The sequence below is a fragment of the Granulicella sp. S156 genome (assembly GCF_009766105.1).
Classification (GTDB): Bacteria; Acidobacteriota; Terriglobia; order Terriglobales; family Acidobacteriaceae; genus Granulicella.
Map to the genome: position 1 here is coordinate 300,386 of NZ_LMUH01000009.1, position 15,125 is coordinate 315,510.

Annotated in this window: 14 protein-coding genes and 1 tRNA gene; 11 read left to right on the top strand and 4 right to left on the bottom strand. The window is 59.0% G+C overall.

Annotated features, from left to right (window positions below; genetic code table 11):
* Window positions 1-25 precede the first annotated feature (25 nt).
* Both GSQ91_RS08850 and GSQ91_RS08855 read left to right on the top strand, forming a co-directional pair.
* On the top strand, window positions 26-367 hold the full coding sequence (locus GSQ91_RS08850; RefSeq protein ID WP_158821178.1) for a PadR family transcriptional regulator: 342 nt from the start codon (window positions 26-28) through the stop codon (window positions 365-367).
* Window positions 364-3,015 carry an ABC transporter permease gene (locus tag GSQ91_RS08855; RefSeq protein ID WP_158821179.1) on the top strand — a complete coding sequence of 884 codons (2,652 nt, stop codon included), beginning with the start codon at window positions 364-366 and terminating at the stop codon, window positions 3,013-3,015. Before GSQ91_RS08850 ends, GSQ91_RS08855 begins: the two co-directional genes overlap by 4 nt.
* 306 nt (window positions 3,016-3,321) lie before the next feature.
* Here GSQ91_RS08855 and GSQ91_RS08860 read toward each other — a convergent pair whose 3' ends face one another.
* From GSQ91_RS08860 to GSQ91_RS08870, 3 genes are all read right to left on the bottom strand, one after another.
* Window positions 3,322-4,437, bottom strand: a complete 1,116-nt coding sequence (locus tag GSQ91_RS08860; protein WP_158821180.1) for a Fic family protein — start codon at window positions 4,435-4,437, stop codon at window positions 3,322-3,324.
* Window positions 4,438-4,966: 529 nt separating this feature from the next.
* On the bottom strand, window positions 4,967-5,416 hold the full coding sequence (locus GSQ91_RS25585) for a hypothetical protein (protein WP_174240662.1): 450 nt from the start codon (window positions 5,414-5,416) through the stop codon (window positions 4,967-4,969).
* Between the two features lie 231 nt (window positions 5,417-5,647).
* Window positions 5,648-6,469: an oxidoreductase gene (locus GSQ91_RS08870; RefSeq protein WP_158821181.1), complete on the bottom strand. Its 822-nt coding sequence runs from the start codon at window positions 6,467-6,469 to the stop codon at window positions 5,648-5,650.
* 79 nt (window positions 6,470-6,548) lie between these two features.
* Between GSQ91_RS08870 and GSQ91_RS08875 the strand changes: the two genes are divergently transcribed.
* The 3 genes from GSQ91_RS08875 (at window position 6,549) to GSQ91_RS25680 (ending at window position 8,398) form a co-directional block, all read left to right on the top strand.
* Complete coding sequence (locus GSQ91_RS08875) at window positions 6,549-7,046, top strand: MerR family transcriptional regulator (RefSeq protein WP_158821182.1); 498 nt, start codon at window positions 6,549-6,551, stop codon at window positions 7,044-7,046.
* 427 nt (window positions 7,047-7,473) lie between these two features.
* Window positions 7,474-8,010 carry a class I adenylate-forming enzyme family protein gene (locus GSQ91_RS08880; RefSeq protein WP_158821183.1) on the top strand — a complete coding sequence of 179 codons (537 nt, stop codon included), beginning with the start codon at window positions 7,474-7,476 and terminating at the stop codon, window positions 8,008-8,010.
* Window positions 8,003-8,398 carry a hypothetical protein gene (locus GSQ91_RS25680; RefSeq protein ID WP_216845152.1) on the top strand — a complete coding sequence of 132 codons (396 nt, stop codon included), beginning with the start codon at window positions 8,003-8,005 and terminating at the stop codon, window positions 8,396-8,398. Before GSQ91_RS08880 ends, GSQ91_RS25680 begins: the two co-directional genes overlap by 8 nt.
* A gap of 30 nt (window positions 8,399-8,428) precedes the next feature.
* Here the strand turns inward: GSQ91_RS25680 and GSQ91_RS08890 are convergent.
* Window positions 8,429-8,504: transfer RNA gene (locus tag GSQ91_RS08890), tRNA-Ala, on the bottom strand.
* A 447-nt stretch (window positions 8,505-8,951) separates the two neighbouring features.
* Here GSQ91_RS08890 and GSQ91_RS08895 point away from each other — a divergent pair.
* The 6 genes from GSQ91_RS08895 to lepB (GSQ91_RS08920) all read left to right on the top strand — a co-directional run bounded on the left by GSQ91_RS08895 (window position 8,952) and on the right by lepB (GSQ91_RS08920) (window position 15,122).
* Complete coding sequence (locus tag GSQ91_RS08895) at window positions 8,952-9,659, top strand: sigma-70 family RNA polymerase sigma factor (protein ID WP_158821184.1); 708 nt, start codon at window positions 8,952-8,954, stop codon at window positions 9,657-9,659.
* Window positions 9,656-10,360 carry a zf-HC2 domain-containing protein gene (locus GSQ91_RS08900; RefSeq protein ID WP_158821185.1) on the top strand — a complete coding sequence of 235 codons (705 nt, stop codon included), beginning with the start codon at window positions 9,656-9,658 and terminating at the stop codon, window positions 10,358-10,360. The genes GSQ91_RS08895 and GSQ91_RS08900 overlap by 4 nt, the downstream gene beginning before the upstream one ends.
* Window positions 10,361-10,575: 215 nt before the next feature.
* Window positions 10,576-12,336, top strand: a complete 1,761-nt coding sequence (locus GSQ91_RS08905) for a lipopolysaccharide assembly protein LapB (protein ID WP_254064440.1) — start codon at window positions 10,576-10,578, stop codon at window positions 12,334-12,336.
* A 169-nt stretch (window positions 12,337-12,505) separates the two neighbouring features.
* Window positions 12,506-13,435 carry a ribonuclease III gene (rnc, locus tag GSQ91_RS08910; protein WP_254064441.1) on the top strand — a complete coding sequence of 310 codons (930 nt, stop codon included), beginning with the start codon at window positions 12,506-12,508 and terminating at the stop codon, window positions 13,433-13,435.
* A gap of 32 nt (window positions 13,436-13,467) precedes the next feature.
* Window positions 13,468-14,184, top strand: coding sequence for a signal peptidase I (lepB, locus tag GSQ91_RS08915; protein ID WP_254064443.1), 717 nt, complete (start codon window positions 13,468-13,470; stop codon window positions 14,182-14,184).
* Between the two features lie 53 nt (window positions 14,185-14,237).
* Window positions 14,238-15,122: a signal peptidase I gene (gene lepB / locus GSQ91_RS08920; RefSeq protein ID WP_158821188.1), complete on the top strand. Its 885-nt coding sequence runs from the start codon at window positions 14,238-14,240 to the stop codon at window positions 15,120-15,122.
* Window positions 15,123-15,125: the final 3 nt, after the last annotated feature.

The window sequence follows — 15,125 nt, forward strand, 5'->3', positions numbered from 1 at the left end:
ACTCCTAATCATCTTAGGAGGACGCATGTCCAGCCAGGCCCAGCTTCTCCCCGGCACGCTCGACCTTCTCATCCTGAAAGCCGTCAGCCTCGGCCCGCTCCACGGCTACGGCATTCTTCTGCGCATCGGGCAAATCTCCAACCAGGCACTCCTCATTGAGCAGGGTGCGCTGTATCCGGCCTTGTTTCGCCTGGTACGCCAGGGGCTTCTGACGGCGAGTTGGGGTACATCGGAAAACAATCGTCGCGCCAAGTTCTACGAGCTCACAATCACAGGCCGCAAGCGTTTCCGCGAGGAGACACAGGACTGGAACCGTCTCGCCTCAGCCATAGCCGTTGCCCTCGCTGCACAACCGGAGGAACTATGAGCCTCTTCATCTCTCTTCGCTCCCTCGTCTCTACTCTTCTTCATCATTCGCCGCCTGATGGCGAGATGGAAGAGGAGCTTCGCTCGCACATCCAGCACCGCGCCGACGATCTCGAACGCTCCGGCCTGGGTCGCGCAGAGGCCGAGCATCGCGCGCGCGTCGAGTTCGGCGGTTACGAGCGATACAGGCAGGAGAGCCACGAAGCTCTCGGTGGCCAGTTCTTCCAAACCCTCTGGCAGGACATATGCTTCGGCCTCCGGGTGTTGTGCAAGAACCCCGGCTTCACCGCTGTTGCCGTTTTGACTCTGGCCTTTGGAATCGGCGCGAACGCCGTCGTCTTCAGCGTGCTGAATGCGCTCATCCTCCGCCCGCTCAATGTTCCGCAGTCGCAGAGCCTCTTCATGATCGAGCCCGGCGGGGAGAGCACCCCGACGCAGTCTTACCCCGACTACGTCGACCTGCGTGACCGCAACCGCAGCTTTGAGGGCCTGGCCGCATACGATATGGCTCCCGCAGGCCTCAACGCTGGCGGCAAAGCGTCTCCTGTCTGGCTCTATGAGACGAGCGGGAACTACTTCGACGTCCTGAACATTCGGCCGTATCTTGGCCGCTTCTTCCATCGCTCCGATGAACACGGACCGAACGGCAGCCCTTACATCGTGCTCAGCTATGGATACTGGCAGAGTCATTTTCAGGGCGATCCCGGTGTGGTGGGGCGCACGGTTCAGCTCAATCAGCATCCCTTTACGATTCTCGGTGTGGCGCCGCCGGAGTTTCGCGGTAGCGAACTGCTCTTCGCTCCCGATTTCTGGGTGCCGATCATGAACACGGAACAGGTGCTGGGTGCAAACAGACTGAATGATCGAGCAAGCGAGGGCATATGGCTGGTGGGACATCTGAAACCCGGTGTCACCCCTGCGCAGGCAACGGACGATCTGGCCTCCGTCGCCGCCTACCTGGGTAAGAACTATCCAAAGGAAGACGGAAAGATAAGCTTCTCCCTGTCGCGGCCGGGGCTGGTAGGCAATATGCTCGGTCGTCCGGTACGGGCCTTCGTTAGCGGGTTGATGTTGCTGGCAGGGTTGATTCTGCTTGCGGCCTGCGCCAACCTGGGCAGCCTCTTTGCGGCTCGTGCTGCAGACCGTGCCAGGGAGATCGCGCTGCGGCTCGCTCTGGGATCGAGTCGCAAACGCATTCTTCGCCAACTGCTCACAGAGGCCGTTCTGGTCTCGTTGATTGGAGGCGTTGCCGGTCTCCTGGGCGGTATCGTACTGTTGCACTGGCTGAGCGCGTGGCAACCCGTACCCAATATGCCCGTCAATCTGCCCGTGAACCCGGATGCATCCGTCTATGGAGTCGCTTTGCTGCTGGCGTTGGCCAGCGGACTTCTCTTTGGCATGGTTCCTGTGCGGCAGGTGCTTCGGTCCGATCCCTGGCAGGTCGTCAAATCGGGCTCACTCAGCTCAGTCGGACGGCGTTTTGCGGCGCGCGACCTGCTGCTCGTCCTCCAGATCGCGATCTGCGCCGTGCTGGTTACCTCCTCGCTGGTCGCAGTGCGCGGGCTGGTTCGCTCGCTGCATAGCAACTTCGGCTTTCGGCCACAGGGCGTGATGCTGGTAGACACCGATCTCGACATGGGAGGGTACTCCGGCGATCGTGTCGCTCCCATGCAGCGGCGCATGCTCGATGCGGTAGAGACGATACCGGGGGCGACAGCCGTGGGACTGAGCGACCGGCTGCCATTGTCCCTGGGTTGGAACTCCTCATCTGTCTTTAGCGACAACACGGCCGACCTGAGCCTATCGAAGGCCGCAGCCGAAGCCCTCACATACAACATATCTCCCGGATACTTTACTGCGGCGGGCACCGCCATGCTGGCGGGGAGAATCTTCACTTGGCATGATGACGCTCATGCGCCGCGTGTGGCCGTAGTGAACCAGGAATTTGCCCGTCGAGTCCTCGGCTCCGCGACAGACGCCGTAGGCCGATACTTCAAGAGAGAAGATGGTACGCGCATCGAAGTGGTAGGTCTGGTGGAGGACGGAAAGTACAAGACCCTCACCGAAGATCCGCAACCGGCGATGTTCTTGCCCATCCTGCAGTCGCCGTCGAGCGCGACTTTCCTGCTGATACGTTCGGACCGGGATCCTCGGCAGCTGGCGGAGGCCATCGATGGCAAGCTGCGTGCTCTGGACCCGGGGCTGCCTCTTAAGATTAAGACGTGGAACACAGAGTTGAACAGCGCACTGTTTGCCTCTCGTGTGGCGACGATCGCGCTTGGAGTGCTCGGCGCTCTGGGTGCGATGCTCGCAATCACCGGGATCTTTGGCATGGCCGCCTACTCGGTGAGCAAACGTCTGCGCGAGTTGGGAATCCGCATCGCCCTGGGCGCACAGCGAAGGGAAGTGCTACGCGCGGCGCTGGGGAGAGCCTGGCGTCTGTTGGCCATTGGCTCAGTGGTGGGCCTGCTTCTAGGGATTGCAGCCTCCAGAATGCTGTCTGCCATCGTCTATCAGGCGACTCCACGCGATCCGCTGGTTCTGGGCGGTGTTGTTCTGGCCATGCTGCTGCTGGGGCTGCTGGCCACCTGGATCCCCGCGCAACGCGCCTTAGCAGCCGATCCACTGGCGCTGTTGCGAGAGCAGTGAAGAACGCCTTCCGGCATGTACTTGATTTTTAGGGGGGGGGCCTGATCGGGATCGAACCGATGACCTCTTCCATGCCATGTTGCGTCAGGACCATAAATTATTGACGAAAAGGCACTTATGAACTGGCAAAGTCGGCCCAATCGGCGGTATTTGCGACAAAAATGCTACAAACTTTTTGCTACTCAAACAGCGGGCCACAGGGCTGATCGTGTGGGATCAGCCCGCTTCATCTAAAGTCACGCACACCCGCCAACACCCGATTGCAAATCTTGCGCCGGTCCATCTTGCGACTCCAATTCCCTTCGATCAGAGCACTCCGTTCGCTACGAGTGCCTCGTATTCTGCTGCCAGCCGGTAACGACGCGCTTTCTTTGAAGGATTGCTGACGATCAAAAATCCATCTTCAACCCAACTCTGGCACAGCACGGCGGCAGCGCGGGACTGTAGTCCGAACAGATCTCCGATCGCCTTCGCCGTCACCTCTTGCGACCGCTCGAAGAGTTCGAGAGCTCTGCGCTGCCTCGAATCGAGTCTCCGAAGGACGCGGGTTTGGTCCGAACTACCTCGCCCAGCCTCGGCCCGCGCCTGGGCCTCGACCTTCTGGAAGGAGACGGCCATGCCTTCGACGAAGTAGCCAATCCACTTGGTGATGTCCGCTTCTGCTCGGCCAAGGTAGTAGTTATGAGACGGACCAACCGTCAGCGCTTCGTAATAATCCTGGAGCTTCTGAGCGTAATACTCCTCAAGCGCATAAAGACCCTTCAGGCCATATCCACGCAAGTGCAGAACGAGCGTTGTCAGAAGCCGCGCCGTCCGCCCGTTCCCGTCGTAGTACGGATGGATGGTCGCGTACTGATAGTGGGCGATCGCGGCCTTGATCGGCACTGGTAGATCGTCTTTGCTGTTGATCCATTGGACGAGCTGCGCCATGAGCGCCGGCACATCTTTCGCCTCCGGCGGCATATAAACGATCGCTTGTGATCGGCTATCGCGGATGACGTTCTGCCCGTCGCGGTACGGAGTAGGCTTGATGCGCTTCTTCCCCGCGCTCATCACTAACGCATGAAGGCGCTGCACTCCCGATTCGGTGACGGAGCTGTTCGCCTTGGCGAGACGCTCTACCTCGTCGAGGGCCGCATAATAGCCGCGGACCTCATCCTGGTCCCGCTCTCGTCCCGGGAAATGCTGGTTCTCGGCAATCACCTGCGCGACCTGCTGTTGCGTGAGGCGATTGCCCTCGATCATCGTCGAATAGTGGGTAGAGAACAGCCGCGCGGTTTCGCGGAGCGTCGCAAGAACTCTCGGCGTAATCGGCAGTGTCTGGATCGACTGCCTGACCGCCTCGATACGCATCAGGTCATTGGCAATGGCGGCCGTGATCGTGAACTTCGTGGACAGTACGGTTGGTTTCCGGGACCTCATCAGCACTCCACAGCAAGTTAGGCGCTTACCGTTATATTGCGATTATAATGCGAACATTATGCGAATAAACGGCGTTTATTTCATGCCTACCCCTCCCTTAGCCTTCAAGGCAGGGGGCGGGGTAATGCATCCCCGAACGGAAACAATTCTGCTTAATGGTCACTAGAACTGAGTAAACTTGCCGTCCGGTAATTTTAGGCGGGATTACTGCAATACACCCCACAACAGACCGTATCGCTGCTCAAGCAGAAGCACAAAAGTTTTGCGTCACTCAGAAAGAACTTTGAGAAGCTTTTGGGCAAAGCCACCGAATCGTTTCTCCTCGCTTTCAATAATCGATCCACCCATCAGTACCGAATCCGATTAGGCAATTCGCTACTCATGTGACCGGCCAGACCAACAGAACTCCATGCCGTCCAAGAACCCACGACGTAAAGGTTCTGTCTGGCTCGAGAGACAGCGACGTTTAAAATATTAGGTGTTCCCGCAGCCCACTCTCGAGCACCATTCTGAGATTTATCAGGCGCTCCTAACAGCAACACGACGGTGTCAGGCGGGCATGTCCACGCGCCCGCACCTGTTTCCAGAATCGCAAACTCTTGTCGACCCGCGCCGCATCGTCATCTTGACCGACAACCTGGATGATGTAGCTGCTGCCGCCCTTGCTAACCCCGGCATGTCCTGCTTCGCCGCGCTGGTCGAGCGCGCCCGCTTCCAGGCTGGCGAGACTGTACTCATCAACGGTGCAACCGGCGCTGCAGGGCTCGTCGCCGTTCAGGTCCCTCCCCATACCCGATCCAGCGATCACGTGGCCTAGCCCAAGCGCACGGATTCCGTCGAGCGGCGTCACGCCTCCTTCCCGGAATGGACTTGGATCTGTCTCTCCGATCTTTTCAAGCCGGATCAGCGGATCCTGTGAGAGAACCTCCGTGTACTGCAGTTCTTTGAGGAACTCCTCCGTGGTGCGAAGCATGGGCATGACAAGCCCCGCCTCAGCTCCAGCGCTTTCCAATTCATCGGCGCGCCACTGCAAGATGGCGTTTCGAACAGCCCTTGTATTTTCGCCGCAGCGCAGAAAGCTGATCGCACGAGAGCGCAATCGTGGAAAGATATTGAGGGGCATGACGAAGCGACCATCGCGTGTCTCGTGGAAAAAAGGCATTACGATGAATGGGTTTCAGGATCGGAACCGAAAGAAGGCGGGTGCCCGCTAGCTCAGTAGCCTCATGATCAAGCGGTCGAATGTGCGGTCAGGCAGAAGCCATCGGAGAAACAGGATGGGGCTAGCTCCCATGGCACCGTGATAGCGAGTTCGTGGCCGCGTGGCCCTGAGTGCTTTGACAATGAGATCGGAAATGACCCGAGGAGGCGTCATTTTACGCTGTCCGACGAGTGACTTACGCGTGGCGATCAAGAGATTTGCGTAGGCACCCTCAGCGGAAAATCGATCCACCTCTCCCGCAGCCACAGACGCCCATTCACTCTCCGTCCCGCCGGGCTCGATCACGACTACATCAATACCAAACGGACGAACTTCCATCCTCAACGAATCCGAGTAGCCTTCCAGCGCAAACTTGGAGGCGTGATACCAACCAGCCAGGGGGAAGGCGCATTTACCCCCGATAGACGAGATATTAAATATCTTCCCGAACTTTCGAGCACGCATATGAGGCAGGCAAAGTTGCGTGAGCCGGGCAACTCCGATGAGGTTGACCTCCATCTGGCGGCGGCCTACCTCCATCGGTACGTCCTCCAAAGCGCCCATCTGCCCGTATCCGGCATTGTTGATAAGCACATCAATCCGGCCTTGTTCGCGGACAATGCGTTCGACCGCAGCCACGATCGTTGCGTCCTCGGTGACGTCCAGCCCAATCGCTACACCGCCGGCGGCCTCGATATCGCGCATACGCTCAACCCGGCGCGCCGCGCCATATACGGCGTAGCCCTCCGAAAGCAGTCGCAGGGCGAAGTCTTTACCAATTCCAGAGGATGCTCCAGTAATCAAGGCCACGGGTTTCGTTCCTATTGCCATCTTCCACTCACCTCAAAGCCTTGTTAGGCTCGATTCCTCACGCTACACTGTGGGGAAACCCGACAGTCAAGAGGTAACCATGATGATCGGCGAAGTGGCAAAAATTGCGGGCTTATCGAAGGATGGCATTCGCCACTACGAGAAGCTGGGCTTGATAACGTCAACCGCTCGCCAGGCTGGGAGCAAGGTCTACCGCGACTACGATGCTTCCGTACTGCACACGATTGAGCAAATCCGAGGGGCGCAACACTTCTTGCGCCTCTCACTAAACGAGATCGGTCCTCTCTTCAAGGCGCTCGAAGATACACCTCCCACAGATGCGCAGAGGCTCGAATATCTCAAGGAACGCCTTGTGGTCGTCCGCAAACAGATACTGAGCCTTCGAGAGGTAGAAGATCACCTTAGCGGAAAAATCAGCAGGTTGCGGAAGGAGCTTGCACGCGCTCGAAAGCTAGTCGCTTCCCCTGTAGCGGGTTCGGAGTGCCGTGACCCCGGCAACACGCGACCTCCCAAATCGCCGCCACGCAGGACAGCCGGGCTCGGTGCATACAGAAGCCAACAAGTTCAAATTGATTGAGAACGCTGGCGCGATTTTAACGAACGCCGCATCGATCAATTGCCTACGATCTGCGTTGCGGGGAGATGTGGCGGTCCGCAATGCAATCACAGCAGGCTCGTGAAGAGAGTTCACAAGGCCTCAGAGAGCGGCCGCTAAACTCCTTACAGTCTGCCCCACTACAACCATTCAACACTTAACTACTCCTGATACCAGTGGAGTAGAGCCATCTTCGAAGTCTCATCACTGTTAGATCACAGGTGCTAACGTAGTGCGCCCCAAGGGCCGTGACAGACTCTCTCATGACGGCATAGTTGTCGGTTCAAACGCATTAGCCCGATCTATTGGCGCGGCTATGGCAATTGCGTCGTCGAGAACCCGTCTTTCTCTACGCCCTTTTCTATCGGGGAGAGACAATGGCGATTCATGACAAGCGATGAGGTGTTTGATGATTTACGTCCATTCGATGAGCCGTGCGGTCCAGTACTATCCGGAGCACGCAGCTTTCGTCAAAAGCGGGAATTCGATTACCTTCAGCGCATTGGACCGGCGAGTGCGAGCAATCGCAGGGGAATTGAGAGATCTCGGGTTTCTGAGAGGCGAACGGCTGGCATTCCTGTTGCCCAATGGCACCGAATACATTGAGCTGATCTACGCATGCAGTCTTTTGGGGGTCATCGCCGTCCCGATTAACACCCGATATGCCGGACCAGAGATCGACCATGTGCTCGAGGACGCGAGCCCAAAGGGATTGATCCGACATTCAAGTCTGCCAAAACCCACCACAGCGGTGGAATGGGAGCGTGTTCTTGACGAGCATCCGTTCGAGGGAACCCACACCCAGTACGCCTTCGACTTCTATGAGCCCGATGCCACTCTGGTCTTGATCTATACCAGCGGTACAACGGGGCGCCCAAAGGGTGCGGCCCTGACTCATTCGAATATTTTTGCGAACATACACGATCTGCACTACTGGCTTGGCTAACTTCCGCAAGCGAGTGCTTCATAAACTCGCTCGCGATCTGGACCTGCCGAAGCTGACGTTTCAGGTGATCCGCAGAACGATTGCGACACTGGCCCAGAAGAAGGGCACAGTGAAGGTCGTTCAGGGATTGATGCGGCATTCCCGAACCGCCACGACCACGGATGTCTATATGCAGGAGATTCCCGAGAGCGTGCAGTCCACTATGAACTCCATCAATCTGGAGTTGCGGCAAATGCCCTCAAAAGCACATCGCAAGGCGGTGAAAGTGCTGACAGGTGCGTCGGCTTCAACTCGGCTCAAATCCAAGCGTGGAGCGGTATCTGTAAAGGTGTTTGAAAATTTGACACCAAATGACACCAAACGCTCCGGCAGGGAGGCAGCTCGGTAGTGCTAATCTATTCATTTGTAAGGGGTTGTTTGGTGGACCTGATCGGGATCGAACCGATGACCTCTTCCATGCCATGGAAGCGCGCTCCCAGCTGCGCCACAGGCCCACTCTTAGGGAAGGACTTTTCTATTCTCGCGGATGCGCGATAGCAAGTCAAACGGCAATAGCCCAGTAACCAGGCAAGGCTACGAGTAGATCGCCCAGGTGTTCGATATTCGCACAATCTCAAGAGGCGGTCAACTGTAAATCCCACCCCATACCCCGGAATGGAGGGGTTTACGGCAAACCCCAACAACAAAGAAACTTCAAGGGCTCTATCCGGAACAAAGCAGGGAAGCGTGGTGTCTAAATATGGCAGAGTGAGCGAGCACTCGGCCGCCGGCGGCGCAGTTTCCAGCTCCTGCTCCGGGCCGTTATCTGGACTCTTAGACGAGCTGTATTGAGGCGTTTCAGTTTGGTTGGATCTTGTACCTCTGGACAGATGTACTGCTGCGGGCCTACTTTGGTGAATACGCAGTGGCTGCGGGCCTTTTGGCCCCGGTTGAGGACAGCGATGAGCGATCTGGCAAGCGCGATCGGAATCCGGGCAGACGAGCAGAGCCTCGTCGCGGAGCTGAAGTCTGGCTCCGAGCAGGCCTTTGCGCTGCTCATCGCACAGTACAGCCATCCCATCTACTCGCTGATCGCGCGCAGCCTGCGCGATCCGGCGGATGCCGCCGATGTAACGCAGGAGGTCTTCGTCAAGGTCTTCCGCAGCATCTCCGGCTTCCACGGCGAAGCCAGCCTGCGTACCTGGATCTACCGCATCGCCCTGCATGAGGCCAGCAATCAGCGTCGCTGGTGGGGCCGTCACAAGCGGCAGGAGTTGACCATCGACGCGCCGCTGGAGAACGACGAAGGTGAGAGCTTCTGCCTGGCCGATTCGCTGGCTGCCGGAGACGCTTCACCGTACGATTGCGCCGTCCGTTCTGAGATGCACACGCACGTCGAGGCTGCGCTGCAAACCATCCCGGAAGCCTTTCGCGAGGTCGTCGTTCTGCGTGAGATTGAGGGCTTCGGCTACGAAGAGATTGCCGAGATCCTGGACGTAAATCTCGGCACCGTGAAGAGCCGGCTGACGAGAGGCCGCGCTGCGTTGCGCGAGGCGCTGGGCAAAACACTGGGTAAGGATGCGGCGTCCCGGTCGCGCGATCAACAGGCCCCCATTGGCGATAATAGTGCTGTGGCGAAGAGTGGATATGCAGAAGTGGTGACGCGATGAATTTCGAGCAGTTCAATTCGGAGCAGAGCAACGGTTCCTGCAAGACTGTACGGGCGGATTTCTCCTCCTATCTCGATGGCGCCATGACCGGAGCCGGTATGGCGACGATGGCGCAGCACCTGGACGGCTGTGGCGAGTGTGCCACCGAGTTCGCTGCGTGGCGCGAGATCCAGCGCTCGCTGGCTGAACTGGGGCCCGCACGGCCTCCTATGAACCTGCAGAAGCGTCTGCGGGAGGCTATTGCGGCGGAGCGCGAACGCGGAACCCATCTCTCGCTGACACGCCGATTCCTGGTGGCCTGGGATCTCACGATTGGGGCACTTGCACTGCGCGCCGTCGGTGGCTTTGCGGCGGCAATCGTACTGCTTGGAAGTCTGGGATGGATGCTCGGTGCGCCCATTGCGGTGCAGGCCAACGACGACGAGATGGCCCATCTGGTCGCGCCGCATTATCTGTACTCGCAGGTGCCTCCGCAGCCGATCGAAACGGGCCACGAGATTCCGATCCTGGTCGAGGCGTTGGTCGATACAAGCGGACGTGTGTACGATTACAAGATTATTGAGGGGCCTAAAGACTCGTCGGTGCAGCTAAGGGTGGCGGAGAATATGCTCTCCAGTGTCTTCACTCCGGCAACAGTCTTCGGCGTTCCCGTGCGCGGACACGTCGTGATGACCTACACCGGTGTCCTGGTGCGAGGGTAAGGGCCAGAACCAGAGGAACTAGCTAAAGCTATACGGAGAGAGACAAAGATTGCTCCGCCGCGCTTTTGCTCTCTAATCCCTGCCTCCGATCCCTATTTTCTAGCAGCTTCCCATAGACTTGTGGGGTGCGTCGAACAAGTATCGTGATCCCAGTCTTCCGACCTTCGTCCCGGCTAGTGCTTCTCAGCGCGGCGTTTCTCCTCTCGAGTTCTGCTGTGGCTCTTGCGCAGAGTTCCTCGTCCTCCTCTTCCTCGTCCTCTTCTTCCTCCGCTCTGTCAGCAAGCCCGAGCGCAAAGCCTGCCGATCAGGCCGTCGATCAGTCGAACCCTGCGGCGCGGCCACGTGTGGCTCGGATTGAAGAAGGTGGCTCCGCGGTGACTCTCGAGGTCAGCGAGCCTCTGTTTGAAGTGGCCGCGGCGCTCAACGCCTGCGGGTACGACGCCGATCTCGATAAGTCCGCTCCTGTGCGTGCGGAGGTCCGAGCGGAGATGAACGAAGCGCTTGCGGCATCGGAGACGGCCCGCGCCAGCCGTGATGCCTTGTGCGCGTACGTTGCGCAGCATCATCTCGCCGATGCCGGCCTTGATGTTGGGCAGTATGTCTCGCTCTCTCTCTATCTTTCCCCGCCCCCGGAGCTCACGCCGAACGTCGATCAGGCCGAGCTGCCGCCACAAGCCACGCAGGTGGTTAACGTGCTGCCGTTGCTGCGCACCTTTGCCGATGAGATCCAGTTGCACATCATCTGGGTGCGCCATCGTGCCGAGTATGAGGCCCTGGTCGCGGGCGTGCACGAACCCATGGTGAAGACCATTCTCGGCACCAACCTCTACCTGCATCAGCCGGTCAGCATCTATGACGGCCGCCGCTTCCTCGTGCTGTTGGAGCCGATGCTCTCGCCGAATCTCACCAACGCGCGAATTTACGGCACGGATTACATTATCGTGACGTCGCCCGACCATAGCACCGGCGATTCCGTCCATCTGGACCAGATCCGCCACATCTATCTGCACTACGTGGTTGAGCCGCTGGTCTATAGCCGCGGTACGGCAATGGAGCGTATCCAGCCCATGCTGCGCGGCGTTCAGGACGCTCCGCTGGAGTTCTTCTACAAGAGCGACGTCGTTGCCCTGATGACCGAGTGTCTGATCAAGGCGATTGAAGCGCATATGTATGTGATCGCCGCTCCCAAGCCGGCGAAGCCCTCGGGGAAGGATCGATCTGAGGTGGATCTCTACGCCGCGGCCATGGATCTTTACGATCGTCAGACAGCCCTCGAACGGCTGAAGCAGGTCGATCTCGATGAGCAGCAGGGATGGGTGCTTACAGGCTACTTCTATCAAACTCTGCAGCAGATGGGAAAGAACGGCGACGGCCTGCGCGAGGAGATTGCTCCCATGATCTACGGCATGGACGTTGATCGCGAGCGCAGGCATGCCGGGGAGATCGTGTTCGCCAAGGAAGGCGCGGCCGATCCTCTGCATCCTCATACCGCCCCGCGCACCATTGCGGGCATGGATCTGGCCGAACTCGATCTGATGAAGGGCAATACGGCCGATGCGACCGAAATCTCGGAAAAAGCCATGGCTGACCCGAAGGGTGACCACGGCCGCGCGCAGTACGTGCTGGCGCGCATCGCGTTGATGCAGAAGGAGCCTGAAGAGGCGATGAAAGGTTTTGCGGATACACTCGCTCTGAGCAAGGACCCGCGCACGCTAGCCTGGAGCCATATCTATCGCGGACGTCTCTATGACTCGATGGATCCCCCGGACCGTGAGCACGCCGTCGTCGAGTACAAGGCGGCATTGGCCGCTCGCGATAGTCGCCCGGATACGAAAGCAGCTGCCGAGAGTGGTATCGCGAAACCATTCGCCCTTCCGCAACGTGCGAACCAACCGCCCGCCGATAACGACAAGGACTTCGACCCGACAGGGAAGGCCGAAAAGGATTCGTATAAGCCGCCCCCTCCGCCGAAGTAGGTTTTTTCGCAGTTCGCTTGTGCAGCCTCAACCATGAGGGGATGGGCCTATCGGAAAGATTGAAACCGTGCCCCCTCCGGTTTTCGTCAACTCAGACGAGCTGCAAGTCTCTGTTGCGGTGGCAATGAAGCGCCGCCAGCAGCCGGGATGACAACTTTTGGAGTAGTACGTGCAAAAGCCACAAACGGATCATCCCATTGCGGCGCGTAAAGGAAATAACGGAGAGGCGATGACCACGCGGCGCAGCCGGAAGACTTCACCCAGTACGGAACCTGCCGACGAACTGCAGCGTCTGCTCGGATATCGTTTTACCCAGCCCGAGCTGCTCGCGCTTGCGCTGACGCACCGCTCGCACACGTATGAGGCTCGCCACGGTGCTCCTGCCGTCATTCTTCCCGCGCACCCCGATCAGCGCGATCAGCGCAATCCCCCTGGTACCGACAATGAGCAGTTAGAGTTCCTTGGTGACTCCATTCTCGGTCTGGTGGTGACTGAGGCGCTGTATCGCGAGTTTCCGAATAGTTCGGAGGGTGAGCTGACCCGGCTGCGTTCCATTCTGGTGAGCCGTGCCCGCATGGCCGAGGTTGGAGCGGAACTGGGGCTGGGCGAGCAACTGCTCCTCGGCAAGAGCGCGGACCAGAACGGTGGCCGCAAGAAGCCGGCTCTGCTGGCCAACGCTGCAGAAGCCGTGATCGCGGCGGTCTATCTTGACGCTGGTGCGAAAGGACTCAAGGCCGTGCGCGGCATTGTCGATCGCCATCTGCTCGCGAAGGATCTCGATGTTATGCGTGCGGCACTGGCGGGGGACGACGGTCACGGCGCACTCCGCGATCACAAGACGGTGTTGCAGGAACGCGTACAGGCCTCCGGCCTGGGCAGGCTGCGCTACATCGACACGGCGCAGACCGGGCCGGCACACCAGCGAAGGTTCTCTGTCGAGGCCCAGCTTGAAGGAGAGGCTGGAACACGCGTATTAGCAGCGGCCGAGGGTTCCAACAAGAAGGAAGCACAACAGCGCGCCGCCGAACTCGCGCTGGCGCAGTGGGAGGCGAACGGCCTGCCGGCAAGGCCTCCCAAAACGCCTAAGGGTGACGCTTGAACGAGGGGCTGCGGCCGGAGGCCGGAGACGCCATGCCGGTGCATCCTGCACACGCGGCAGAGAAGGTGCATGACGGTGTGCTGTCGCATCTGCAGGCTCTGCTTGAGATCGTGGTCCTCGCAATATTTTTCGCTACATTCATCGCTCAGCCGGATCGAGTACCGTCCGAATCGATGGATCCGACGCTGCGGGTGGGCGATTTTTACCTCGTGAACAAGCAGGCCTGCGCGCCCACCGGCGTCCTCGACCGGGTACTGCCAGCCGCGACCGTTCACCGCGGAGATCTGGTCGTCTTCCACTATCCGGCCGATCCCGGCAAGAATCTGGTCAAACGGGTCGTTGGCCTTCCAGGAGACCGTCTGCGCTTGCGCGACGGACGCGTCTTCCTCGATGGTTCGCCTCTGGCAGAGCCCTATGCGGTCTATACCGAGGCGCAGCCTGACGGCTTTCGCGACGACTTTCCCTCCATGCGCAGCGCAGATCCGACCGTCGATCCGCGCTGGTGGGCCGAGTTGCGGCGCATCGTGACGAATGGCGAGATCGTCGTGCCGCCGGACCGCTACTTCGTCATGGGTGACAACCGCAATGACAGCGAAGATAGCCGTTACTGGGGTTTCGTCCCGCGCCAGGCCTTGATTGGGCGTCCGCTGCTTGTGTACTTCTCGCTGGCTGCGCCGCTGGTCACCAACCAGCCTGGGCTGAAGACATCTTTGCGCAATCGCTGGCATGACATCCGCGTGCTGCGGTAGGAGTCTTGCAGGTTACACTGGCCAAGCCATTTGCTGTAAGGAGATCCACCGAGTTGGACAAGAGAGCAGAGAAACCGGCCGTTGTAGAACTCAATGACGCTGCCGCAGGGCACTCAAAGGACGCGGAGCGAGCTGAGACGCCGTTGGAAGCGCTGTCTTCCCTCAGTACTGTCGTTGTCGTCTGGCTCTTCCTCATGGGATTCGTCTTTCAGAACATGGAGATTCCTTCTGCCTCCATGGAAAATACGCTGCTGATCGGTGATCACGTGGTCGTCGACCGCAGCACTCTGGCGCCACCGACAAAATGGGCTCCTTTTGTGCGCTACCGCCCGGTCCAACGTGGGGATGTCGTCGTCTTTTATAAGCCGCATTCAGAGGCCCCCGACCTGATCCTGGTGAAGCGGGCGATAGCGGTGCCGGGCGATAGGGTTCACCTGCGCAAGGGTGTGGTGTACATCAACGGCATCGCGCAGAGTGAACCCTTTGCCATCCAGCCCCGCGACGACAATTACCTTTCGTATCGCGATGACTTTCCGTCGGATCTTGCAGGTCTCCGCAGACAGGCGATCAATAGGCTGGAGGTGCTTGCAGACTGCCAGGACCCAACATGTCTCACGCAAAAGGCGTGGGCCAACAGAACGATCGCATGGACTGACGAACTGCCCGGTTTTATCCAGGGAGAGGATCTCGTCGTTCCACCAGGCAACGTCTTTGTGATGGGTGACAACCGCACAGACAGCCTCGATGGCCGCTTCTGGGGATTTGTGCCGCAGGAGAACATTATGGGGCGGCCGTTGTTTGTCTACTGGTCGTTCAAGACGCCCGAAGATCAGGAAGACAAGACCGGCATGGGCGATCGCATCGGCTTTATCTTCCATGTGATCCTGCACATCTTTGATGGAACTCGCTGGAGTCGCGAGCTGCATGTCATTCGCTAGACG

What these genes read in the sequence shown, in the direction of transcription:
- GSQ91_RS08900 (WP_158821185.1), top strand. Translation starts at nt 9,656, where the DNA reads ATGAATTTCGAGCAGTTCAATTCGGAGCAGAGCAACGGTTCCTGCAAG.
- GSQ91_RS08855 (WP_158821179.1), top strand. Translation starts at nt 364, where the DNA reads ATGAGCCTCTTCATCTCTCTTCGCTCCCTCGTCTCTACTCTTCTTCAT.
- GSQ91_RS08880 (WP_158821183.1), top strand. Translation starts at nt 7,474, where the DNA reads ATGATTTACGTCCATTCGATGAGCCGTGCGGTCCAGTACTATCCGGAG.
- GSQ91_RS25585 (WP_174240662.1), bottom strand. Translation starts at nt 5,416, where the DNA reads ATGCCCATGCTTCGCACCACGGAGGAGTTCCTCAAAGAACTGCAGTAC.
- GSQ91_RS08860 (WP_158821180.1), bottom strand. Translation starts at nt 4,437, where the DNA reads ATGAGGTCCCGGAAACCAACCGTACTGTCCACGAAGTTCACGATCACG.
- GSQ91_RS08850 (WP_158821178.1), top strand. Translation starts at nt 26, where the DNA reads ATGTCCAGCCAGGCCCAGCTTCTCCCCGGCACGCTCGACCTTCTCATC.
- lepB (WP_254064443.1), top strand. Translation starts at nt 13,468, where the DNA reads ATGCCGGTGCATCCTGCACACGCGGCAGAGAAGGTGCATGACGGTGTG.
- GSQ91_RS08870 (WP_158821181.1), bottom strand. Translation starts at nt 6,469, where the DNA reads ATGGCAATAGGAACGAAACCCGTGGCCTTGATTACTGGAGCATCCTCT.
- GSQ91_RS08875 (WP_158821182.1), top strand. Translation starts at nt 6,549, where the DNA reads ATGATGATCGGCGAAGTGGCAAAAATTGCGGGCTTATCGAAGGATGGC.
- GSQ91_RS08895 (WP_158821184.1), top strand. Translation starts at nt 8,952, where the DNA reads ATGAGCGATCTGGCAAGCGCGATCGGAATCCGGGCAGACGAGCAGAGC.